A 23470-nucleotide genomic window follows, 5' to 3' on the forward strand; every position below is an offset into this window, starting at 1 on the left:
GAGCTGTTGTGTGTGGTAGACTACAAAACGTTTGACCCAGATTTATGGGCAGCAATCGCAAAAGAAGAAGAAAGACAAGAAAATAATTTGGAACTTATCGCTTCCGAAAATTTTGTCTCTGAAGCAGTGATGGCGGCTCAAGGAAGTATCTTGACAAATAAATATGCAGAAGGTTACCCTGGGCATCGTTATTATGGTGGCTGTGAATTTGTCGATATCGTTGAAAGTTTAGCGATCGATCGTGCAAAAGAATTATTCGGTGCAAAATTTGTCAATGTTCAACCTCATTCTGGTTCACAAGCGAACACGGCAGCATATCTTGCTTTAGTAGAACCTGGTGACACGATTTTAGGGATGGATCTTTCAGCAGGTGGACATTTGACTCATGGTTCTCCTGTGAACTTTAGTGGAAAAACGTACCATTTTGTAGCCTATGGCGTTGATCCAACAACAGAAGTTATTGATTACAATGTTGTGCGGATTTTAGCTAGAAAACATCAACCAAAATTGATCGTTGCCGGAGCAAGTGCCTATGGTAGAATCATTGATTTTGAAAAATTTAGAGAAATCGCTGATGAAGTAGGTGCGAAATTAATGGTTGATATGGCACATATCGCTGGCTTAGTTGCAGCTGGTGTCCATCCAAGTCCAATCCCTTATGCGGACATTACTACGACAACCACTCATAAAACATTACGTGGACCACGTGGTGGTATGATTTTGACCAATAATGAAGAATTAGCGAAAAAAATCAATAGTGCAGTTTTCCCTGGCATCCAAGGTGGACCACTAGAGCATGTCATTGCAGGGAAAGCAGCAGCATTCAAAGAAGCATTGACACCTGAATTTAAAGAATACAGTGAACAGATTATTGCTAATGCCAAAGCGATGGCAAAAGTCTTCAATCAAGCAATCGGTACAAGAGTGGTCTCTGGCGCAACGGATAATCATTTAGTTTTAATTGATGTCCGTGGATTAGAGTTAAACGGGAAAGAAGCCGAAAGTATTTTAGATAGTGTGAATATTACGGTTAACAAAAATTCAATTCCATTTGAAACACTTAGCCCGTTCAAGACTAGCGGTATCCGTATCGGTACTCCAGCAATTACTACAAGAGGCTTCAAAGAAGAAGATGCTGCGAAGGTGGCGGAATTGATCGTCAAAGCTTTACAAGCCAAAGAGAATGAAGCCGAATTAGCTGAAGTCAAAGCTGGTGTGCGTGAATTGACTGAAAAATATCCTTTATATAATAAATAAAAGGAATAATCACTACAAAACGAGTCGCTTAACGCAAGAAGTACCATCAGCAGACATAAAAAAGCAACTGTTTCAAAATTCTTAGTTTGCTGAAATTTACTGTGTATTAAAAATAATCCGAAGAATCCAAAATCGCTTCTCCTGTTTTTGGAATTCTTTGGATTATTTTTTGAAATGGCTTATTGTGTGTGGGTACTTTTTCAAGGGAAAGTTGTTGGAATCGCTTCTTTTGGGTGTTTTAGTTTTATTTAGGCAAAAGTTTTCTTCTATCGATGCAGCACGAATACATTGGTGAGATCTATTTAAAATAGCCTGAGATATAGGACTGAGATGGATTAGGTATGGAAGTGTTGAGGTTTTGTTTTAATGAAGGGATAAACTAAGACGGAGGTACTGGGGGACGTATGGGGAATGCTTATGTTGACTGAGTTTGAGAGAAAACAAACAAACTGATTTTTTGACTTTTTCATTGGGGCTCACTAGTATATGAGGTGTAATTTGGCTTTTTATTATAATCTAGGGAGGAACCATGATGACCGAACGAATCTCATTAGAAAAAGCAGCAATCGAATTTAGTGATGCAAATGCTCCCCACCCAAGAATCTACGAATTACCACCTGAAGAAGGACGAGCGCTATTAGAAAAAGTCCAAGAATCGCCCGTTGATAAACTACCAGTCGACATTGAAGATTTAACGGTTGATACTGGTCAATGGGGGTCCATCAACGTTCGTTTTGTCCGTCCAGAAGGAAATACTGATAAATTACCAGTGATTTTCTATATTCATGGAGCTGGTTGGGTTTTTGGTAGCGCACAAACTCATGACAAGTTGATTCGTGAATTAGCCGTTCGCACGAACTCGGTCGTCGTTTTTCCAGAGTACAGCCGCTCGCCGGAAGCAAAATATCCAACAGCGATCGAACAAAGCTATGCAGTCTTACAAAAGCTAAGTGAACTAGCGGAATCAAAAGGGTTAGATTTATCTGAATTAGCGGTAGCGGGCGATTCAGTTGGAGGTAATATGGCAACTGTAATGACTATTTTAACCAAAGAACGCCAAGGGTTGCCCATCCAAAAACAACTTTTGTTTTATCCGGTGACGGATGCCAATTTCACTACTGATTCTTATCAAGAATTTGCCGAAAACTATTTTTTAACAAAAGAAGGAATGAAATGGTTTTGGGACCAATATACAACTGATGATTCAGAGCGGTCAGAAATCACAGCATCACCATTACGAGCGACTTCTGAAGAGTTGGCAGACTTACCACCAGCTTTGATTTTAACTGGTGAAGCGGATGTTTTAAGAGACGAAGGAGAAGCTTATGCTCGGAAGTTACGTGATGCAGGTGTGGCAGTCACCCAGGTTCGTTTTCAAGGGATGATCCACGATTTTGTGATGGTCAATTCATTGGACCAAACCAATGCTACCAGAGCAGCGATGCTTTTAGCGACTCAGTGGTTACAGAAGGATCGATGATCCTATTTATATAACCAGATATATGTAATATTAATCTGACTAAAAGACAGTAAAAATAACAAAAAAATTCATTGTTTAAAGCTTTTTTGTTATTTTTTACTGCTTTTTTTTATTTTTGATTACTGTTGTTTTATTTATTTTATTTTCTTTTGAAAAGTTGTTGGTTTGACTAGTCAATTGGGTCTTTTTGTTTTACAATTAAAAAGAAACGACAGAACAAAGGAGACCAGAAAAATGGGCAAATTCCAAGTAATCGACCATCCATTGATCCAACATAAACTAACTATTATTCGTGACAAAGACTGTGGAACAAAAGTTTTCCGTGAGGTTGTCGACGAAATTGCTATGTTGATGGCATATGAAGTATCACGTGACATGCCATTAGAAGATATCGTAATCGAAACACCGATTACAGAAACAACTCAAAAAACGTTATCTGGTAAAAAAGTAGCGATCATTCCGATTCTACGAGCAGGTATTGGGATGGTTGACGGTATTTTAGAATTGATCCCAGCTGCGAAAGTCGGACATATCGGGTTATACCGTGACGAAGAAACATTTGAACCTCATGAATATTTCGTAAAATTACCTGAAGATATCGATGCACGACAATTATTTGTTGTTGACCCAATGTTAGCGACAGGTGGCTCAGCGATCATGGCGATCGATGCATTAAAAGAACGTGGCGCTTCAAATATCAAATTTGTTTGTCTAGTAGCTGCTCCAGAGGGTGTAAAAGCTTTACAAGAAGCACATCCAGATATTGACATCTACACAGCTGCATTAGATGAAAAATTGAATGAACACGGCTACATCGTTCCAGGTCTAGGCGATGCAGGGGACCGTTTATTTGGTACGAAATAAAAATAATAAACGCTAAGGCACCAAACCATAGTAGGATTTCTTATTCTATTATGGTTTTTTGTTTGTTATTAATTCTAGTAATTTATCATGGTTTTGATAGAAAGTAGTTTATTCAAAGAATAGCTGCAAGAAGATGGATCAAAGAATATACGGAATTTGAAAAAACGGATTGAGTCTTCCGGAATCTTAAGTGAACAAGAGGAACAGCAAAAGAATAGAGGATAGTTTTTGACATCTCATAAGTCTTTATTGATGTGAGAAAAAACTGTTTTTAAGTTAGAGAGAACAATAGGCACATTTATGATGACATGAATGGAATAAGTGATCCTAGATAGTTGATGAAATTTTTCAAATAAAAAAAACCATCCCAAAAAACGCAGAGATGGTCAGTGTTAAATTTTCTTCAATTCTTTGTAATTGATGATGATTACACCTTTGCTTTGCGTCATTAAATTGGCATTTTCATCTGTTTTGTCAATTTCAACCACAGCCGAGTTTTTCAGTTGTTTTGAAATTGTTCCAGTTTGCGGTGTTCCATGAATCATAAATGTCACGTGAGTGTCGATCGTAAATTTTTCCCCAAATTCTGACGGTACGATAGTTGTATCAAATTTTCCAAACGTTGCCATTTTCATAAAACCTGCCTTTCATATCAATTATACCACGTTTTATGAAAAAAATCATGAAATAGAACGAAATTTACACTTGTGCCTTTACAAATTTTTAAAATACGTATATAATTTCATATGGAAACGCCAGCTTAGCTCAGTTGGTAGAGCAACGCACTCGTAACGCGTAGGTCACAGGTTCGATCCCTGCAGCTGGCATCATTTATAAAAGCAACGATCTCAAAGATTTTTTATTTTGAGATCGTTGCTTTTTTTCGTAAGGAATTTGAAAAGAAGAGGAAGGAACATCATTAAAAATAGCGGATACGGGGATGTCGATTCTGGATCTATTTTACTATTCAATAACTGAGAAGAAGCATCAAGATCTGGTTCTTCAACCAATTTTTAAACATCAAAATTAGTAGATTCTACTAGTTTTGAGGTTTTTTTGTTGAACAAATGACAGCCACCAAGTGCTAAAACAGATGGACTCATAAAACTGTTGAAAATTAAAGGAGTTTGGCACAACTAGAGGTTTCGTTCTTTTTTATAAAAAAACTAAGTGGGATTTCTAATAAATGTAAAATTATGGTTAGGAAAAAAGCGGATAGGAAATGATTTTTTTCTTAAATCAAGTCAATTATTTGGCACATTATTCCTTTTTTTGCTATCTAAGTCGCCTTTTTTTTCACTGTAAATATAGATTACTAATTTTTAAAATGTTATACCGATTTTTTTATTGGTTATTTATTTGTCGTTATTAATGATAGCGAACTAGTTCTGTAGTTGTATTTTTATATTGAAATAAACGATGGTCTGTATGATCTTGCTTCATGACCTTCTGATTTAAAAGTTGAAGAAATTTGACGATCAAAAAAAATTCACTTGAAATTAGTTATTTATTTTTCATATTTATATGCAAACATCAGCAAATCTTCATAATACTATTATTTTTTATTTTAAAAGTGAAAAAAATAGAAAAAAACGGAAAAAATTGGTGTTTATTCAATAAAAAACACTCTATTCTAATTATATATTTGAATTTATTTTAAATTAGGAGGGAAAAATGAAAAAGAAAAAAATTTATCAGGTATTGGTGATGGGGTTAGTTGTTGGTCAGGTTCTTACTAACGGGACAACATTTGCTTACGCAGCGACACTTGAAAGAAATCTTTTGGATGAGAGCAAGTTTTCAGATGAGCGTATGGATGTATTGAATGATCAGTATCAACCAGTTACTTATGTTTACCATAAAATAACGATAAATGAAGCGCCTAAAATTCCTAGTCAACTTCAAAATAAAGAGCTTGTTGAAACTCAAAATATAAATAAAAATGAAGTAAAACAGATCGTTTATCAAGTTCATCAGCAAATAAAACAGCAAATAAAACCAACTACACAGCAACAAATAAAACAACGAAGTTTGTCAAAAACGAACGAAAAGAACCTTTCTAGCCTCTGATTCGAAATGTTTGGAATAGGATTCAATGCTCTTGAAGACTATCAGATCTTTTGGAAAAAGAGCAAAACTGAATAATTAACATACTTCTAGTGTATTGAATTCATCTACTGGAAGTAATTAGAGAAAGGAATGGCGAAATGGATATCGTTCAGTTGCTAGATGAAAACTCAAAAATGAAAATTAAACTTTTGGAACTTATTCAGACAAAACTTGGTGAAAGAGTAGAAATCTCTTTTTTAGCGCAGAAAACAGGTATATCTAAATTTAAATTAAGTAAATTAATTCATGAGTTGAAAATGGAGCTAGAACAGAAATTATGCTTAAATGATTTTTTTGTCGTAAAGCGGGGCGTTATTCAAGTATATTCTTTTATTTGTGATGAGAACATTCTTAAATTACGTCAGCACTATTTAAATAGTTCGCTAACTTATCAGCTGCTTATTTTCCTGCTGTTTTCAAACCGACCGATTAATAAATTTACGACCGATCATTACATTTCAAATTCTTCTTTATATCTTTATAAAAAACGAATCAATAAATTGTTAGAAAAAGATCATCTCATTATTAAGAAAAATAAGATAGTAGGGAATGAATGGAAGATTCGCTCGGTAGGGTATGGCATTCTCCATAATTTGAATGGGATTGATTCCCCTTTTACTGAGCAACAAAAAAACCAAAGTGATCGGCTTGTATTTTGGATCGAACAATTTTTTAGAATTAGAATCCGTAATAGTTTACGTTATAAATTATCTTTATTTCTATCAATCAGTGCGCTTCGGATTCAGAGAAAAGCGTATTTGGATGAAGCACATCTGACGATCAAAGTTGATCAGACCTCAATATTGGTTCAAAAACTTGCAGGAAAATTGAAGACAGAGTACCAAATATCAGATACAGTAGCAGTAAAAGAAGCTTCAGTCTTGTATGCCTATTTATATGTTAATCGGATCATTGATAAGAAGTCTTGTCTAGATTTTTCTGAACTAGATCCGACACTGTCAATTTTTAACAATAATTATTCAAGTATGCTAAAAGGTATTGCTGATTCAACTTTTGTTGATCAACGTCTGTTTAAAGTGTTATTGAAAAATGTGCAACCGATACATGAACGGTTGTTATTTATGCCCGATATCCATCATCGTTTTGGAAATATCCATAATTTTCAATTTTTAAGAGAAGAATATCCTTTATTTGATCAGAAAGTCAATGAAACCATTATGGAAACAGCTCGTTCTATTTTACTTAATGAAGAAGAAAAAGCAGATTTATACATGTACTATATGATGGAATTGATTGAAAATTTTCCCTTAGAAGTAGTTGAAGAAGCTGTTTATATTACGTTGGATTTTTCTTATGGAAAAGCGTATGAAGAGTTTATTGCAGAACATCTCCAATATTCCTTAGCTGGAAAAATAGTCATTGAAAAAGTTATTTCTTCGAAAACGGATATCTATATTTCTGACTTTCATTTAGGAAACCTTCAATGTACCCATATCTTATGGCAACGATTGCCCAACAATCATAATTGGCAAGAACTAATTAAACAAATTAAACAATGCATCAGCGAAAAAAATGTCGTAAATCAAAAGGAAACGTCCAATGTTTCCTCTACCACCTAGTCTTTTTTCTTTTACCTGCCTATAATGTGACAGAGATTTATTCAATAGCTTTATCGGAATGTTATTGTTGTGTTTAGAAGTAATGTATTTTCTAACTAGAAAAATAAAAAAACACCTGAAATCAAACGCTCATTTCAGGTGTTTTTTTATAGAGACAACCTTGGGCACGAAGGGAGAACATCTCGAAATAGAAATAGCTATTCTCACAACGGTCAGTATTCACGATTTATTCTTTTTCACGAGAAACGATGGTTTGTTCTGTTTCACGTATGATATAAACGGGGCGTTGTTTGGTTTCAAGGAAAATTTTACCAATGTATTTGCCAATGATCCCTAGGCATAGTAATTGGATGCCGCCGATAAATAAAAAGATCGATACCATTGAAGGCCAGCCGGCTGTCGGGTCACCAAATAATAATGCTCGTGCAATGATAAATAAAATAGCAATTCCCGAACCAATACAAGAAAGAGCGCCAGTGAAAGAGGCGATCGTTAGTGGTGCATCTGAAAAATTGACGATTCCATCAATCGAATAATTGAATAATTTCCAAAAGGACCAAGAGGTTTCACCAGCCACTCGTTCACGGTTTTCAAAGGAAAGATACTCTGTTTTGAAACCGACCCAACTAAATAATCCTTTTGAAAAACGATTGTACTCGGTTAACTCTAAAACAGCATCAACCATCTGTCGAGTCATCAAGCGGAAATCTCTTGCACCATCTACCATTTCTGTGTCACTGATTTTATTGATCAACTGATAGAACCGTTTAGCGAAGAAACTCCGAATCACTGGTTCTCCTTCTCTTGTTGAGCGTCTCGTTCCTACGCAATCAATGTCAGTTGTCGTGATTTTTTCAATCATGAGTGGTAGTAATTCTGGAGGATCTTGTAAGTCAACGTCCATTACTGTGATTAGCTCCCCGGTCGAAGCTTGTAAACCCGCATAGAGGGCAGCTTCTTTTCCGAAATTTCGAGAAAAAGAAACGAATCTCACATATTCATATTTTCTCGCTAATGCTTTAATAGCTTGTAGCGTACCATCTGAGGAGCCATCATCAATAAACAAGTATTCAAACTCGTGTCCGTCTTTGAATTTTTCTACTTCATCGAAAAAAAGCGGTACAGTCTTTTCTTCGTTATAGCAAGGGACAACAATTGATATTTTCATATGATAAATCCTTTCAAGCAAATATTATTTGTTCGAACAGAATAGTAAATAAACTGTATTTTCTGTTACTTAAGTAATCATCATTTTTAGTTTATCATTAAGCTGACACTTAATAAAACTTTAAATTGCATTTTTAGCTAAAATAATACAAGATAAATAAAATAGTAGAACGGTAGAGGAGGGCAAGTCTAGTTCATTCAGGATTAGACGATGAAAATGAAAATAAATACGCCAATTGGAGAACTATGGTTAGATGCAGATCAGAATGGGTTGACGAAGGTTTCGTTTTATCCGATTGAAGAAATGGCGGTAAATGGTGCACAGGATCAAGGAAAGAAACAAGAAATCCTACTTGAAACAGAACGTCAATTGGCTGAGTACTTTGAGGGCAATCGGCAAGACTTTCAACTTCCGTTATCAATTAACACAGGCACGATTTTTCAACAAAAGGTTTGGCAAGCATTGCAAGAGATTCCTTATGGAGAATTACGCACATATAAAAAAATAGCAGAAACCATTGATCATCCCAAAGCGGTCCGAGCAATCGGACAAGCGAATCGCATGAATCCATTACCAATCGTGATTCCATGTCATCGAGTGATTGGACAAAACGGTCAATTAACCGGGTATATGGGAAATGCGGAAGCTGGCTTATTGATCAAACGTCAACTACTTGTATTAGAAAAAGCACTATCTGAATAAAAAAGAACTGGAATTATTTGACCTAAAAACCACCCCTTCGCCCTGAAATAGAAGTGACTATTTTGGGACGAAGAGGTGGTTTTAAGTCTGGAAAATTTTATGAAGCCAACAAAGGCAGACCGCTTATACCAGTGGCATCCGGTAGTTATAGTGTTGTTAACCAAATGAATAGCAGCGCAGCAACAGTTTGCAGTAAACCAACTGCTAGACCATAAGATAAGAATCGAGGTCCTTCTTTCATGAATTTAGCGAAATCTAAACGTAAACCAATTGCGGCTAAAGCAGTGATTTCAAACCAATTACTAATAAAGTGAGCCCCTTTGTCGATAAAAGTTGGGAGCGTAAATAGGCTGTTGAGCAAGCAGAAAACTAAAAAGCCTAAAACATACCATGGTAATGGGAATCTTCTTTTCTTGGAACTGTCAGACGAAATCGTTTCAGCAGAAGCTGTCTTTTTTTGGATAAATTTTTCAAATAAATAGACAACAGCAACTAACATCATGATCCTTAAAATTTTAAAGAGCATGGCAAATTGAACAACTGAAGCATCAAGCAAACTGGCGCCAGCGACTACTTGTCCAACAGATTGAAGTGTTCCACCTAAAAGGGCACTTTTTTCAATTAAGTGATCTCCGTATAAGTGTAAGCCAAGAAAAGGTAAAGAAAGCATCATGATCGTTCCTAATAAATTAACTAATGTAATGATCTGTCCTTTTTCTTCCTCTTCAGCATGGATCACTGGAGCGATCGCTGCAATAGCCGAAGAACCGCAAACAGCATTTCCTCCTGCCATCATCAAGGAAGCTGTATCACTAAACAACAATTTTTTGCCGATCCAATAGGCACCGACGATCGTCACACTCATTTGCAACAAGACGAAGGCAATCCCTTTGATGCCGATTTGAGCAATCGTTTGAGCCGTAACCGTTGCTCCCAATAAGAAAACGGAGCATTCCAATAATTTGCTTTCAGCGAATTTTGTTCCAATGGCTAAAGAAGGTTGTTTGAAAAAAGTATTACCTAACAAGATCCCTAATAAAATGGCGATCGTGGCAGCACCAAGCTGTGGGAGCAACAATGCGAGAAGTTTGCTCATGACTGCTACTGAAAAAGCAAGAAGTAATCCAGGTAAGATTCTTCGTGAGCCTTGATTTTTAAATTGATTAATGGTTACTTGTAGATTCATGTTCTAAAAATTCCTTTCATTATCTGTGCACATGTTTCAGAGTTGAAAAACGGGTACTCGTATTTAGAGGACGACGACTCTGAACTCAAGAATATCCTTGATAATAGTAGCACTATTCGTTTTGATTGACAAAGTTTAAAAACGCAAAAAATCTTCTGCCTTTTTCTAAATTTGAAAAAGACAGAAGAATAACATCTTAATTAAATTTCTTTAGGGACATATTTATTTGTGTTTCCATGCTCTTTGAACAAGAAGCGGATATAATGACCTAATACATAAAGCACCATTCCAGTAGCGATTACTAATTCAACCAGTTTCAAGACCGTTAAAAAGCCAGTAGCGATCCCTAATGAATGAAAGTAATTTACAGCACAAAACATAGCAGTTGCAGAAATAACTAGTGGAAAGGTAAAAGCAGCGTAGCTTGGATAAAAATGTAGTTTAAGTAATCGTGGTAAAAGAGATAGCACGATAAAATATAACGTTTGCGAAAGGATAAATAAGGCAACGACTAAATAAAAGGAAGGTTGCGCAAAATTTTTCAAATAGCCAGTTAAACAAAGCGATCCCGGAGCTGCAACGATCGTGATCAATGGTAGTGTAGGATGTGCCATGTTTTTCACGAAAAATACCCGATGGATGATGATTGGCAATAAGAAAACGTAACAAGCTAGAGATAGCCAAAAGAATAGTTGGCCAATGAATGGGAAAAAGTTTCCAGCAGTTACTGTAATTACCCCGAAACCAACATAAATAATGAACCAACTTGGATAAATGACTTCCAGTGATAAATCCGCTTTGATTACATGATGGTAAGTAAAGTAAACAACTAAAATCACTTGTAGAAGGACAGCGCCAAGCCAGATGATCCGAACGATTGGTAAGAGGTGCGTAAATGGTACAAAGTAAGTACAAATAACCATTAATGACATCGTAAAAGTCGGTGAAACCGAGGCAATGATTGGATCATGTAATGTTTGTCTCGTATGTTCAAATAACAGGAATAATTTGCTAAACATTAGGATCATGAGAATCATACTAATCCCACCAATGATATTCCCTAGATGAATCCAATGATATTCTTTAAACAGATTACCTAGCGAAGCTAAACCTAGAATGAGCCCACAAATCGGGACAGGAATAAGTTTTAAAAAATTCTTCATTAATTGAATTCTCCTTTTCATAAGATGAGTGTGTTGTCTAAAGCTCAGAACAAAATGATCAGTCAGGTGGAAAGGTTGATAGTAGGTTGCATAAATAATTATGAATGACTATTTATTGGGAAATAAACAAATCGGTAGCCCTGACTGATCATTAAGAATACAAGTAACGATCTTTTTATGTCTGAGCGAGATCGAAACATTCGTTACTTTTCAATCTCATATATTGTGCGTTACATTTACTATTATAGTCATTTCATGATATATTTAAATCAAATAGTTGATATAGTTACTATAATAAAAAATTATGGAAGTGATCGCATGCTGAAATTGTTAACAACTTTTCGTGTCGTATACGAAACAAGAAATTTTTCTCGAACAGCCGAATTACTTTTCTTATCTCAACCTGCTGTTTCAAATCAAATCAAACAGCTGGAAAGAGAATTAGGAGTGATTCTCTTTGAGCGAAATGGTCGGAAAGAAATGAAGCCGACAAAACAAGCAGATCTACTCTACGAACGAGCGTTAGTTTTATTAGAGGAGTGGCAAGAAACACAACAACAATTACTAGATGAACAAAATGAAGAAGAAGTTTGCCGAATCGTTGCTTCTCACACTTTTGCCGTCTATCTGTTACCAAAATTGTTGAAAGATTTGCTTTTGAAATATCCTAAAATTAATTTTGTGATTGCCTATGCCAATTCTCATGATGCGTTGGAACAAGTAGCAAAACACGAGGCTGACTTTGGTTTTATCGAAAAACCTTTAGAAACTTCTGGTGTTCAAAGGTTTTCATTGATGGAGGATGAACTAGTGATTGCGGGGGATCCTGACAGTCAGTTATGGTTAGTTCGAGAAACAACTTCTGGAGTTTTTCATTATACGCAACGGTATTTTGAAGAAAAAAATATCCATGGGAAAAAGTTGTTAGTAAAAAGTAACGAAGTCATTGCCGCTCTTTTAAAGGAAGGAGTGGGACGTTCGATTTTATCAAAACGTGCGGTGCCACCAGAAATACCAACCGAGAAATTAGCGTATCATCGAAATTTTTATTTGATCCAGCGAACAAATTTAGTTTCAGAGAATTTACAAGCGATTGGTAAAGAGATCTTGAGATATAATGAACGCTATCAAAAATGATTCGTCAGAACGTTATCTGTTATCTCGATGATGGGTCTGACTGAAGAGCAGCAAGGCAGATGATTAGATAAGAATAATTTTAAGTTTTCCCAAATGTATTTGCTTTGGCTTTCAATTATGCCGTTAGACCGCTATAATATAGAACAGTATGGTTTTTAAGAAAAGGGATGAAACATGGAAAAAAAAATAAAAGCTTCTAATAATAATCGTGATAATCGCATTGATTATGGCGTCATATTACCAGTCTTCTTATTATGTTTGATTGGATTGCTTTCTTTATATGTCGCGCTGAGTCATGATCCTAACCACCCTTCAGTAGTAAGAGGTGTTGGGATGCAAGCGATTTGGTATATCGTGGGCTCAATTGCTATTGTCGTGATTATGCATTTGAATTCCAAATGGATCTGGAAATTAACACCTTATCTCTATGGGTTTGGTCTAATTGTAATGGGACTCTTGTTAAAGTTTTATGACCGCAACCTCGCCCAGTCGACCGGTTCCAAAAACTGGTTTAGTTTTGGTTCCTTGACGTTTCAGCCAGCAGAGTTAATGAAAATTGCTTATATTTTAATGATGGCGCTGATCGTGACAAAACATAATACTCAGATGAAGGAACGAACGCTCAAATCAGATTTTTGGTTGATCGCCAAGATGTTGATTGTGACGCTCCCGGTTTTAGCCTTGATTATGGCACAAGATGATTTTGGGACCATGCTGGTATTCTTAGCAATTTTTGGTGGAGTTTTCTTAATGTCTGGTATCTCTTGGCGCATTATCGTGCCCGTAATTGCTTTGGCAGCGATTGTCGGTGCTGGGACGATCTTTTTAGTTACCACAGAAGGCGGAAGAGATTTATTATATAAAATCGGGTTTAAATCTTACCAGTTTGCTCGTATCGATTCTTGGCTTGATCCATTCCATGACACGACTGGGATGAGCTATCAGCCAGCACAAGGGTTGCTTGCAATAGGAACTGGTGGATTATTAGGTAAAGGATTTAATGTAAGTAATATCTATGTACCTGTTCGTGAATCAGATATGATTTTCACCGTGATTGGTGAGAATTTTGGGTTTATCGGTGGCGCATTCGTCATCTTCTTGTATTTTATTTTGATTTATCGTATGATTCGTGTCTGCTTTGATACGAACAATGAATTTTATGCTTATATCGCCAGCGGCTTGATCATGATGCTCTTGTTCCATGTATTTGAAAATATTGGTGCTAATATTGGACTCTTACCATTAACAGGGATTCCCCTGCCATTCATTAGTCAAGGTGGGTCATCGATCCTTGGAAATATGATTGGTATCGGTTTGATATTATCCATGAGGTATCAAAATGAGGCACCTGCGAAAACTTCTAGGAGGTAACACTGTTGTATCGTTTTTATTGGTATCCGAAATGTTCCACTTGCAAAAAAGCGAAAGCTTGGTTGGATGCGCATCATGTTGATTATCAAGTAATTGATATGATTGCTAGTCCACCATCGGAAGAAATGATCACAGACTGGTTGGAACATAATGAGATTCCATTACGTCGTCTGTTCAATACGAGTGGCATGAAGTATCGGGAAATGGGGCTAAAAGACCAAGTGGCTGATTTTTCGATCAATGAAGCTAGTCGCATTCTTTCAAGTGATGGGATGTTGATCAAACGTCCCCTGATCGTCAAAGGCAAACAACTCGTCGCAATCGGTTTTAATGAAAAAATATACGAAGGAGTATTGATATAAAATGGCTGGGAAACACTTGAAGAAAAAAGATAACCTTTGGATCTTATTTAATGGGAAAGAATATTGTGTCGGTTTAACTAATGAAGCACAAAAAGAATTAGGTGATATCACATTTGCCAATTTGCCAAAAGCTGGTCAGTCTTATCAAAGCGGGGAGCCTTTGATCGAAGTGGAAGCTGAAAAAGCGGTCAGTGAATTTGCTAGCCCGTTAAGCGGTACGGTTTCTTCCGTGAATGAAAAAATCAATGAAGATATCAATGTCTTAAATGATCAAGATGAAATGAATGCTTGGCTTTTAAGCTTTAAAGAAGTCGATCCAACAGAATTTGAGAAATTATAAGAGTTAGCAATTTTCAGAAAATTTTAAAGAAGTAACCGGTAAAATGTTGACACGTTATTTTCCAACTGCTATAATCAGAACAATCATAAATAAAGCTTTGAAAAGAAGAGTACATGTCACAGACGTTCAAAGAGAGCCCTGATTGCTGAAAAAGGGTAACGGAAATGAGATGGAAGATGGTCTTAGAGCAGAGTAGGTGAGCCTTGCAAACTTACTACGGGGGTGCCCGTTACAGCACAACGGTATACGGGCATGATTATGATGAAAGAACGATGACCCAAGTACTGGTAAAGGTTGTTATTGTGAGATAGCAGCAAATCAAGGTGGTAACACGGAAGTTTCAGCTTTCGTCCTTTTGCTAAAGCAAGGGGGCGGAAGCTTTTTTGTTTCCTACTTGATCTCCATGTAAAAAATAAAAGAAAGATGTGAGCGATATGTCATTGATCCAATTAACCAATGTTGAGAAAACATTTGGTGGCAAAAATGGAACGATCCAAGCGGTAAATGATGTTTCATTAACTGTTGAAAAGGGTGATATTTACGGCATCGTTGGCTATTCTGGAGCAGGTAAAAGTACACTTGTCCGTTTATTGAATGGATTAGAGCTACCTACTAGCGGAACGGTTGTTGTAAATGACCAAGAGATTACCAAACTAAAAAATAAAGAACTGAGAACATTTCGTAAAAAAATCGGTATGATTTTCCAACATTTCAATTTGTTATGGTCACGGACGGTTTTAGAAAATATCCAACTACCATTAGAATTAGCAGGCGTACCTAAAGCCCAACGCAAAGAACGGGCGGAAGAATTGCTTGGATTAGTCGGATTAGAGGGTAGAGGAAATGCCTATCCTTCTCAACTTTCAGGAGGACAAAAACAAAGAGTTGGGATAGCTCGAGCGTTAGCAAACGATCCCGAGATCTTACTTTGTGACGAAGCAACCAGTGCGCTAGATCCACAAACCACTGAAGAAGTATTGGATCTTTTATTAGCTATCAATAAGAAATTACATTTAACGATCGTATTGATCACGCACGAAATGAACGTGATTCGTAAAATCTGTAACAAGGTAGCTGTGATGGAACGAGGAAAAGTTGTGGAAGAAGGCGATGTTTTGACAGTCTTCAAAAATCCAAAACAAGAAGTAACAAAACGTTTCGTGCAACAAGATATCGAACCAGAAGCAGACTCAAAAGAATTATTGGCTGAATTGATCAAAGAAAATCCAAAAGGTCGATTAGTGACATTAGTGTTCAACGAAAAAAATGCTAACGAGCCAGTCATCTCTCAAGCCATTCGTCAGTATAACGTCGACATCAATGTCGTTTACGGTAAAATCAAACAAACAGCAGAAGGTTCTTTTGGTTCCTTAACGACACTGATGACTGGGTCAGAGAACGAATTGGATCAAGCAGAGCGGTTTATTAAAGAACAAGGTGTTGGAGTGGAGGTGATCCACCGTGGATAAAAGCTTTGCAGAAACGTATTTAGATTTTAGTCAAATCAACATGGAAACGATGAAACAAGCATTCATCGATACGCTTTATATGACGTTGGTGTCCATGGTATTAGTGACCATCATTGGTTTAGTCCTAGGTTTGATCCTGTATTCGATTGGACGAAAAAATAAACCTTATGCACGAATCATTTATGGCATTGTTTCGATTATTAGTAATATCTTTCGATCTACACCATTTATGATCTTGATGGTCTTGATCATTCCTTTCACGAAAGCAATCGTCGGAACCATGCTAGGGGCGCAAGCTGCTATTCCTGCCTTGGTACTTTCAGCTGCCCCATTTTATGCTCGTCTAGTTGAAATTGCTTTTCGTGAAGTTAGTCCTGGAGTTTTAGAAGCGGCGGATGCGATGGGTGCCAGCTACTGGGAAATCATTTGGAAAGTCTTGATACCAGAAAGCGTGCCTGCACTGATCTCCGGATTGACAGTTACTACCATTTCGATGATCGGCTTTACTGCGATGGCGGGTGCGATCGGAGCTGGTGGTTTGGGAGGTCTTGCTTGGCAAGAAGGTTACCAACGTGGTAATCTGACCGTGACATTTGTGGCAACGTTAGTGATACTAGTCATTGTATTTATTGTTCAAGGAATCGGGGACTTTTTAACAAAGAAAACAGATAAAAGATAAGAAGAAATAGGAGGATAAAGGATATGAAAAAGAAAATTTTTGGATTTGCAGCAGCGGTCTTGCTGACTGTAGGGTTAGCAGCTTGTGGCAATAATAGCGATAGTAAAGGTGCTTCATCAAAAAGTGACGATACAACTTTAAAAGTAGGCGCATCACCAACACCTCATGCAGAAATCTTGGAACACGTCCAACCGCTATTGAAAGACGAAGGCATTAATTTAGAGATCGTGAAATTCGATGACTACATTTTACCAAATCAATCTTTAGCAGAAGGCGATATCGATGCCAATTATTTTCAACATATTCCTTATCTAAATAAAGAAATCAAAGAAAAAGGCTATGATTTTGTCAATGCGGGTGCTGTCCATATTGAACCAATGGGCTTGTACTCAAAGAAAATCAAAGACATTGCTGATTTAAAAGACGGCGCAACAGTGATTACTTCAAATTCAGAATCTGACTGGGGACGAATCATCACTATTTTACAAAATGCTGGCTTAGTTAAGGTAAAAGATGGCGTAGATCTAGAAACAGCTACGTTTGATGACATCGCTGAAAACCCTAAAAACTTAAAATTCAATCATTCGATTGATCCTTCTTTATTAGCTTCTACTTATCAAAATGATGAAGGTGACTTAGTAGCGATCAATGCAAACTTTGCTTATGGTGCTGGTTTGAATCCATTGAAAGATTCTGTCTTATTAGAAGAAGACAACTCACCATATGTGAATATCATTGCCACACGTAAAGGTGATGAAAATAGCGAAAAAATCAAAAAATTACTTGAAGTCTTACACCGTGAAGACGTTCAAAAATGGATCGAAGACAAATGGGGCGGTTCAGTCAAACCTGTCGCAGCTGATGCTAAATAAGCACTTCAAAAAATAGAGTTGAACAAAATCAAATGTTCATCTAAAAAATAATCAAGTCATCAGAAACATCAAAGTTAGTTGATTTTACTAGCTTTGATGTTTTTTTGTAGAGTGAATAGTGAATAAATTAGCTATGTAACCAATAGAGAACTCTCTTTATTATGGCATTTTTCAAGAAGCATTTATTAAGAACAGGTAAGCGGTAATCAAGAGATGCGTACTGACATCATTCTGCAAGCCAACGTTTACCTATCGTTTTACATAAAACAAAACAACATAACCAGTGATCTATGAATGCTAAAAACAGAAGTTTCTTTATAAATATTATTATCTAGTAATATTAATTTAATGATAACTCGTGAAAAAAGTTTTGATTTTAGTGGGTTATAACATTGCGATCTATTCTCAATTAGTCTAAAATAAGTGAGAACGAAACAGAATCTGGAGGGAATTTGCATGTCTGTCTTAGAAATAAAAAATTTACACGTCTCAATTGAAGAGAAAGAAATTCTTAAAGGCGTAAACTTAACGATGAAAACAGGCGAGATCCATGCCATTATGGGACCAAATGGAACAGGGAAATCGACGCTGTCAGCCGCTATTATGGGGAATCCAAACTATGAAGTCACTGAAGGCGAGATCTTATTTGACGGAAAAAATATCTTAGATTTAGAGGTCGATGAACGGGCACGTCTAGGATTATTTTTAGCGATGCAATACCCAAGCGAAATTCCTGGGATCACGAATGCAGAATTTATGCGTGCAGCGATCAATGCCAAACGTGATGAAGACGATAAAATGTCTGTTTTGACTTTCTTGAAAAAATTAGATGAAAAAATGGCGCTGTTAAATATGCCAGAAGAAATGGCCGAACGTTACTTGAATGAAGGCTTTTCTGGTGGCGAAAAGAAACGAAATGAAATCTTACAATTATTGATGTTAGAACCAACTTTTGCCATTTTAGATGAAATTGATTCTGGGTTAGATATCGATGCATTGAAAGTCGTAGCAAAAGGGGTCAATGAAATGCGTAGCGAAAACTTTGGCGCATTGATTATCACCCACTACCAACGATTATTGAATTATATCACTCCGGATGTCGTCCACATCATGATGGAAGGACGTGTCGTGATGACTGGGAATGCAGATCTAGCAAAACGACTTGAAGCAGAAGGGTATGCTGGCATCAGCAAAGAACTAGGAATCGACTATAAAGAAGAAGAAGCGTAAGGAGGAGCGGAAAATGAAAGAAACGAACTGGCTCGACCAACTTGACGCAGTTACCAATTTTTCTTTAAGCAAAGGGGAACCTGAATGGATGACCCAATTACGTCAAGCAGCGTTAGAAAAAGCCAATCAATTACCACTTCCTCAGATCGATCGTGTAAAATTCCATCGCTGGCCATTATTCGATATCCATGAGTTCACAGACCACTTTAGTGAGACAGGAAATGTAGCTGGGTTTGACGTAATGAAAGATAACCCTGTGTTGGTGCAGGAAGGAACAAATACGATCTTTGAACAATTACCAGTGGAACTCATGGAAAAAGGCGTGATCTTTACAGATATCTTCACAGCGCTCCAAGAGCATCCAGATTTAATCAAACCATACTATATGGAAAAAGCAGTGAAAATGGATGAAGATCAATTGACCGCTTTACATGCTGCTTTCATGAACAGCGGAGTGTTTTTATATGTTCCTAAAAATGTTGTCATCAATGAGCCAATTGAGAGCTTATTCATCCAAGATGGCAAATTAGCACAGCATTTCTTTAAACATGTCTTGATCGTCGCAGAGGAACATAGTGAGTTCTCTTACTTGGAACGATTCCAAACGACCAAAGAGAAAATCCAAAAAGCTTCTGGTAATATCATTGTCGAAGTAATCGCTAAAGCTGGAGCAAAAATCAAATATTCAGCTGTCGATCAATTAGGAGAAAATATCACTTCTTATATCAACCGCCGAGGTCATATTTTACGTGATGCTTCTGTAGATTGGGCAATCGGCGTGATGAATGATGGACATGTAATTGCTGATTTTGATTCTGATTTAGTTGGCGAAGGCGCCCATGCAGAAGTGAAAATCGTCGCCATTAGCTCAGGAAAACAAATCCAAGGAATTGATACGCGTGTCACGAACAAAGCACCTCATACGATCGGACATATCTTACAACATGGTGTGATCCGAGAAAAAGGGACGTTGACTTTCAACGGGATCGGACATATCTTAAAGGGCGCAAAAGGAGCCGACGCCCAACAAGAAAGTCGAGTATTGATGCTTTCAGATAAAGCAAGAGGAGATGCCAATCCGATCTTACTTATTGATGAGAATGAAGTCACTGCAGGACATGCTGCCAGTGTTGGTCGGGTCGATCCTGAAGAAATGTATTATTTGATGAGCCGTGGTCTTCATAAAGAAGAAGCAGAACGATTGGTTATTCGAGGCTTCCTTGGCTCTGTGTTAACAGCAATTCCAGTAGAAGCAGTCCGAAAAGAGTTAGTGGAGGTTATTGAAGGGAAGTTGAATGTATGATTCTGAAAGAAACCATTCGCGAAGATTTTCCAATATTATTTCAAGAAGTCAATGATGAACCGCTCGTTTATTTAGACAATGCAGCCACTACGCAAAAGCCAACAGCAGTAATTGAAGCAATAAAAAAATACTACGAACAAGATAATGCCAATGTGCATCGAGGAGTCCATACCTTAGCCGAACGAGCAACATTTGCCTACGAAGGCGCTCGGGAAAAGGTCAGAAAGTTTATCCATGCAGCTGAAACTGCTGAAGTCCTATTTACTCGTGGCACTACTACGAGTTTGAACTGGGTCGCTCGCAGCTTTGGTGAACAGTTTCTGCAAGCAGGGGATGAAATCTTACTTTCTTACATGGAACACCATTCCAATGTCATTCCTTGGCAACAATTAGCCAAAAAGACAGGAGCAACATTAAAATATATTGACTTGACTACCGACGGATTTTTAGACATGACACAAGCAAAACAATTGATCACTAACAAAACAAAAATCGTATCGATTGCTCATGTTTCAAATGTCTTAGGTGTGATCAATCCCGTCAAAGAACTAGGAAAACTTGTCCATGAGCAAGGTGGGGTACTAGTTGTAGATGGCGCACAATCCGCTCCCCATATGCCAATCAACGTCCAAGAATTAGACTGTGATTTCTTTGCGTTTAGCGGACACAAAATGTGTGGACCGACTGGGATCGGAGTCTTATATGGCAAACGAAAATGGTTAGAACAAATGGAACCAGTCGAATTTGGTGGCGAAATGATCGACTTTGTCGACTTGTACGATAGTACTTGGAAAGAACTTCCATGGAAATTCGAAGCCGGCACACCTAATATCGCTGGAGCCATCGCACTAGGTCAAGCGATTGACTATCTCGAAAACGTTGGGTTGGACAATATCCATGATCATGAAAAAGAATTAATTGCCTATGTCTTACCTAAACTACAACAAATCGATGGGTTGACCATTTATGGACCACAAGATCCCGCTACTCGTACAGGGGTCATCGCCTTTAATCTAGATGGCTTACATCCTCACGATGTAGCTACTGCTTTAGATATGGAAGGTGTCGCTGTTCGTGCAGGTCATCATTGTGCCCAACCTTTATTGAACTATTTAGAAGTCTCGGCGACTGCACGAGCAAGCTTTTATTTTTATAATACGAAACAAGATGCAGATCGTTTAGTCGAAGCAATTCTTGCAACGAAGGAGTTTTTCCAACATGGCACTCTCTAAACTAGATAATCTCTATCGCCAGGTCATACTTGATCATTCTTCGCATCCTCATCATCGAGGTACATTGACTGAATCAACCAGACGAATCGAATTGAATAATCCGACCTGTGGCGATGTCATCGAATTACAAGTCGAAGTCAAAGAAGGAATCATCAAGAATATCGCATTCAACGGTAACGGTTGTTCCATTAGTACAGCCAGCGCATCCATGATGACCGATGCTGTCATGGGAAAATCTGTTGAAGAAGCACAACAATTGATCACTGATTTCTCGCAATTAGTCCAAGGAAAAGAAGTCAAAGCCATCGACCAACTAGGCGATGCAGCAATGCTCAGTGGCGTAGCCAAATTTCCCGCAAGAATCAAATGTGCCACATTAGGCTGGAAAGCCTTAGAAAAAGCAATGGAAGAAAACGGCACTGCAACCTTCCATCACGTGCATCAGGAAGAGGAGTGAGAACATGGGTGTACCAGAATTAGAAGAATATAAATTTGGTTTTCACGATGATGTGGAACCAGTTTTCAGTACAGGAGAAGGCTTAACAGAAGAAGTCGTTCGAGAAATGTCTCGAATCAAAGGTGAACCTGAATGGATGTTAGAATTTCGTTTGAAATCCTTGGAAACATTCAATAAAATGCCCATGCAAAAGTGGGGACCAGACCTGTCAGACATCGACTTCAATGCCATAAAATATTACCAAAAACCAAGTGATAAACCCGCCCGAGATTGGGAAGATGTACCTGATAAAATCAAAGAAACCTTTGAAAAAATCGGGATTCCTGAAGCAGAACGTGCATACCTCGCAGGTGCTTCTGCTCAATATGAATCAGAAGTCGTTTACCACAACATGAAAGACGAATTTGAAAAATTAGGGATCGTCTTCACCGATACTGATTCTGCATTGAAAGAATATCCTGAGTTATTCAAAGAATACTTTTCCAAATTAGTCCCACCAACTGACAACAAACTTGCTGCTTTAAATTCAGCTGTTTGGTCAGGAGGAACATTTATTTATGTACCTAAAGGGGTAAAAGTCGACGTTCCATTACAAACATACTTTAGGATCAATGCCGAAAATACCGGACAATTTGAACGAACATTGATCATCGTTGACGAAGGAGCCAGCATCCATTATGTCGAAGGCTGTACAGCACCAACGTATTCAAGTAACAGTCTTCATGCAGCGATCGTTGAAATCTTCACCCGAAAAGACGCCTATTGTCGCTATACCACGATCCAAAACTGGTCAGACAATGTCTATAACTTAGTAACCAAAAGAGCCAAAGCTTACGAAGGTGCCACAGTCGAATGGATCGACGGCAACCTAGGAGCTAAAACAACGATGAAATATCCAAGTGTTTACCTAGACGGCAAAGGTGCGCGTGGTACGATGCTTTCCATCGCATTTGCTGGCGCAAACCAAATCCAAGATACTGGGGCGAAAATGATCCATAACGCGCCAAACACTTCAAGCTCCATCGTCTCTAAATCCATCTCAAAAGACGGTGGAGAAGTTAATTATCGAGGACAAGTAACCTTCGCTAAAAATAGCGCCGGTTCCATCTCTCACATTGAATGCGACACGATCATCATGGACGAATACTCAAAATCCGATACGATCCCATTCAACGAGATCCACAACAGCCAAGTCTCTTTGGAACACGAAGCCAAAGTCTCAAAAATCTCAGAAGAACAACTCTATTATCTTATGAGCCGAGGCCTATCCGAATCCGAAGCCACCGAAATGATCGTCATGGGCTTCGTCGAACCATTCACCAAAGAACTCCCAATGGAATACGCAGTCGAACTCAACCGTTTGATCAGTTATGAGATGGAAGGGTCTGTGGGATAATAAAAATAAAGATGGTTGGCTCCCCGTCAAGTGGACACGGAAATATAATAAAATTTTTAGAGAGCTGTTTGCTAATTTTGTGGCAAACAGTTCTTTTGTTTTTCATTGTTCAA

Annotated in this window: 22 protein-coding genes, 1 tRNA gene and 1 other annotated feature; of the genes, 19 read left to right on the forward strand and 4 right to left on the reverse strand. The window is 37.6% G+C overall.

The genetic code is table 11. From position 1 onward, the window contains the following. Positions 1–12 precede the first annotated feature (12 nt). From glyA to upp, 3 genes are all read left to right on the forward strand, one after another. Positions 13–1257: a serine hydroxymethyltransferase gene (gene glyA / locus IGK21_RS02730; protein WP_034699610.1), complete on the forward strand. Its 1245-nt coding sequence runs from the start codon at positions 13–15 to the stop codon at positions 1255–1257. Positions 1258–1789: 532 nt separating this feature from the next. Beyond that, positions 1790–2737: an alpha/beta hydrolase gene (locus tag IGK21_RS02735; protein ID WP_034699612.1), complete on the forward strand. Its 948-nt coding sequence runs from the start codon at positions 1790–1792 to the stop codon at positions 2735–2737. Positions 2738–2971: 234 nt separating this feature from the next. Next, positions 2972–3601: a uracil phosphoribosyltransferase gene (gene upp / locus IGK21_RS02740; RefSeq protein WP_010719993.1), complete on the forward strand. Its 630-nt coding sequence runs from the start codon at positions 2972–2974 to the stop codon at positions 3599–3601. A gap of 392 nt (positions 3602–3993) precedes the next feature. Here upp and IGK21_RS02745 read toward each other — a convergent pair whose 3' ends face one another. Next, positions 3994–4236: a hypothetical protein gene (locus IGK21_RS02745; protein ID WP_010719992.1), complete on the reverse strand. Its 243-nt coding sequence runs from the start codon at positions 4234–4236 to the stop codon at positions 3994–3996. A 119-nt stretch (positions 4237–4355) separates the two neighbouring features. On the opposite strand from IGK21_RS02745, the gene IGK21_RS02750 reads away from it, so the two are divergent. From IGK21_RS02750 to IGK21_RS02760, 3 genes are all read left to right on the forward strand, one after another. Continuing rightward, positions 4356–4428: transfer RNA gene (locus IGK21_RS02750), tRNA-Thr, on the forward strand. A gap of 847 nt (positions 4429–5275) precedes the next feature. Beyond that, positions 5276–5671 (forward strand): hypothetical protein, encoded by a 396-nt coding sequence (locus IGK21_RS02755; protein WP_034699615.1) that lies wholly within the window; start codon positions 5276–5278, stop codon positions 5669–5671. 137 nt (positions 5672–5808) lie between these two features. Continuing rightward, positions 5809–7290: a helix-turn-helix domain-containing protein gene (locus IGK21_RS02760; protein ID WP_181914817.1), complete on the forward strand. Its 1482-nt coding sequence runs from the start codon at positions 5809–5811 to the stop codon at positions 7288–7290. A 226-nt stretch (positions 7291–7516) separates the two neighbouring features. On the opposite strand, the gene IGK21_RS02765 is transcribed toward IGK21_RS02760, so the two are convergent. Further along, positions 7517–8458 (reverse strand): glycosyltransferase family 2 protein, encoded by a 942-nt coding sequence (locus IGK21_RS02765; protein ID WP_034699620.1) that lies wholly within the window; start codon positions 8456–8458, stop codon positions 7517–7519. 216 nt (positions 8459–8674) lie between these two features. Here IGK21_RS02765 and IGK21_RS02770 point away from each other — a divergent pair, with 216 nt between their 5' ends. Further along, positions 8675–9160 carry a methylated-DNA--[protein]-cysteine S-methyltransferase gene (locus IGK21_RS02770; RefSeq protein WP_034699824.1) on the forward strand — a complete coding sequence of 162 codons (486 nt, stop codon included), beginning with the start codon at positions 8675–8677 and terminating at the stop codon, positions 9158–9160. A gap of 145 nt (positions 9161–9305) precedes the next feature. Here the strand turns inward: IGK21_RS02770 and IGK21_RS02775 are convergent, their stop codons facing one another. Both IGK21_RS02775 and IGK21_RS02780 read right to left on the reverse strand, forming a co-directional pair. After that, positions 9306–10346, reverse strand: a complete 1041-nt coding sequence (locus tag IGK21_RS02775) for a YeiH family protein (protein ID WP_034699623.1) — start codon at positions 10344–10346, stop codon at positions 9306–9308. A 200-nt stretch (positions 10347–10546) separates the two neighbouring features. Next, positions 10547–11509 carry a TDT family transporter gene (locus tag IGK21_RS02780; RefSeq protein WP_034699625.1) on the reverse strand — a complete coding sequence of 321 codons (963 nt, stop codon included), beginning with the start codon at positions 11507–11509 and terminating at the stop codon, positions 10547–10549. Positions 11510–11827: 318 nt separating this feature from the next. On the opposite strand from IGK21_RS02780, the gene IGK21_RS02785 reads away from it, so the two are divergent. From IGK21_RS02785 to sufB, 12 genes are all read left to right on the forward strand, one after another. Further along, positions 11828–12646, forward strand: a complete 819-nt coding sequence (locus IGK21_RS02785) for a LysR family transcriptional regulator (RefSeq protein ID WP_010719985.1) — start codon at positions 11828–11830, stop codon at positions 12644–12646. Between the two features lie 174 nt (positions 12647–12820). Continuing rightward, positions 12821–14017, forward strand: coding sequence for an FtsW/RodA/SpoVE family cell cycle protein (locus IGK21_RS02790; protein WP_034699627.1), 1197 nt, complete (start codon positions 12821–12823; stop codon positions 14015–14017). A 5-nt stretch (positions 14018–14022) separates the two neighbouring features. Beyond that, a complete protein-coding gene (locus IGK21_RS02795; protein WP_010719983.1) occupies positions 14023–14379 on the forward strand; it encodes an arsenate reductase family protein in 357 nt (118 codons plus the stop codon). Between the two features lies 1 nt (position 14380). Continuing rightward, positions 14381–14719 carry a glycine cleavage system protein H gene (locus IGK21_RS02800; RefSeq protein ID WP_034699629.1) on the forward strand — a complete coding sequence of 113 codons (339 nt, stop codon included), beginning with the start codon at positions 14381–14383 and terminating at the stop codon, positions 14717–14719. Positions 14720–14807: 88 nt separating this feature from the next. Continuing rightward, positions 14808–15077: a binding site (T-box leader), on the forward strand. Positions 15078–15153: 76 nt separating this feature from the next. Beyond that, positions 15154–16188, forward strand: coding sequence for a methionine ABC transporter ATP-binding protein (locus tag IGK21_RS02805; protein WP_010719981.1), 1035 nt, complete (start codon positions 15154–15156; stop codon positions 16186–16188). Beyond that, the gene (locus tag IGK21_RS02810) at positions 16181–16867 is read left to right on the forward strand and encodes a methionine ABC transporter permease (RefSeq protein WP_010719980.1); all 687 of its coding nucleotides are present in this window, start codon (positions 16181–16183) and stop codon (positions 16865–16867) included. Before IGK21_RS02805 ends, IGK21_RS02810 begins: the two co-directional genes overlap by 8 nt. A 23-nt stretch (positions 16868–16890) precedes the next feature. After that, the gene (locus IGK21_RS02815) at positions 16891–17739 is read left to right on the forward strand and encodes a MetQ/NlpA family ABC transporter substrate-binding protein (protein WP_010738388.1); all 849 of its coding nucleotides are present in this window, start codon (positions 16891–16893) and stop codon (positions 17737–17739) included. Positions 17740–18195: 456 nt separating this feature from the next. Beyond that, positions 18196–18969, forward strand: a complete 774-nt coding sequence (sufC, locus tag IGK21_RS02820; RefSeq protein ID WP_010738387.1) for a Fe-S cluster assembly ATPase SufC — start codon at positions 18196–18198, stop codon at positions 18967–18969. A gap of 13 nt (positions 18970–18982) precedes the next feature. After that, positions 18983–20272 (forward strand): Fe-S cluster assembly protein SufD, encoded by a 1290-nt coding sequence (gene sufD, locus IGK21_RS02825; protein WP_034699632.1) that lies wholly within the window; start codon positions 18983–18985, stop codon positions 20270–20272. Then, a complete protein-coding gene (locus tag IGK21_RS02830; RefSeq protein WP_034699635.1) occupies positions 20269–21504 on the forward strand; it encodes a cysteine desulfurase in 1236 nt (411 codons plus the stop codon). Before sufD ends, IGK21_RS02830 begins: the two co-directional genes overlap by 4 nt. Further along, positions 21491–21961 carry a Fe-S cluster assembly sulfur transfer protein SufU gene (sufU, locus tag IGK21_RS02835; RefSeq protein ID WP_034699638.1) on the forward strand — a complete coding sequence of 157 codons (471 nt, stop codon included), beginning with the start codon at positions 21491–21493 and terminating at the stop codon, positions 21959–21961. Before IGK21_RS02830 ends, sufU begins: the two co-directional genes overlap by 14 nt. Before the next feature lie 4 nt (positions 21962–21965). After that, positions 21966–23357, forward strand: a complete 1392-nt coding sequence (gene sufB / locus IGK21_RS02840; protein WP_034699640.1) for a Fe-S cluster assembly protein SufB — start codon at positions 21966–21968, stop codon at positions 23355–23357. Positions 23358–23470 lie beyond the last annotated feature (113 nt).

Origin of the sequence: Enterococcus sp. DIV1421a (assembly GCF_051711025.1) — a bacterium.
Lineage (GTDB): Bacteria > Bacillota > Bacilli > Lactobacillales > Enterococcaceae > Enterococcus_B > Enterococcus_B hirae.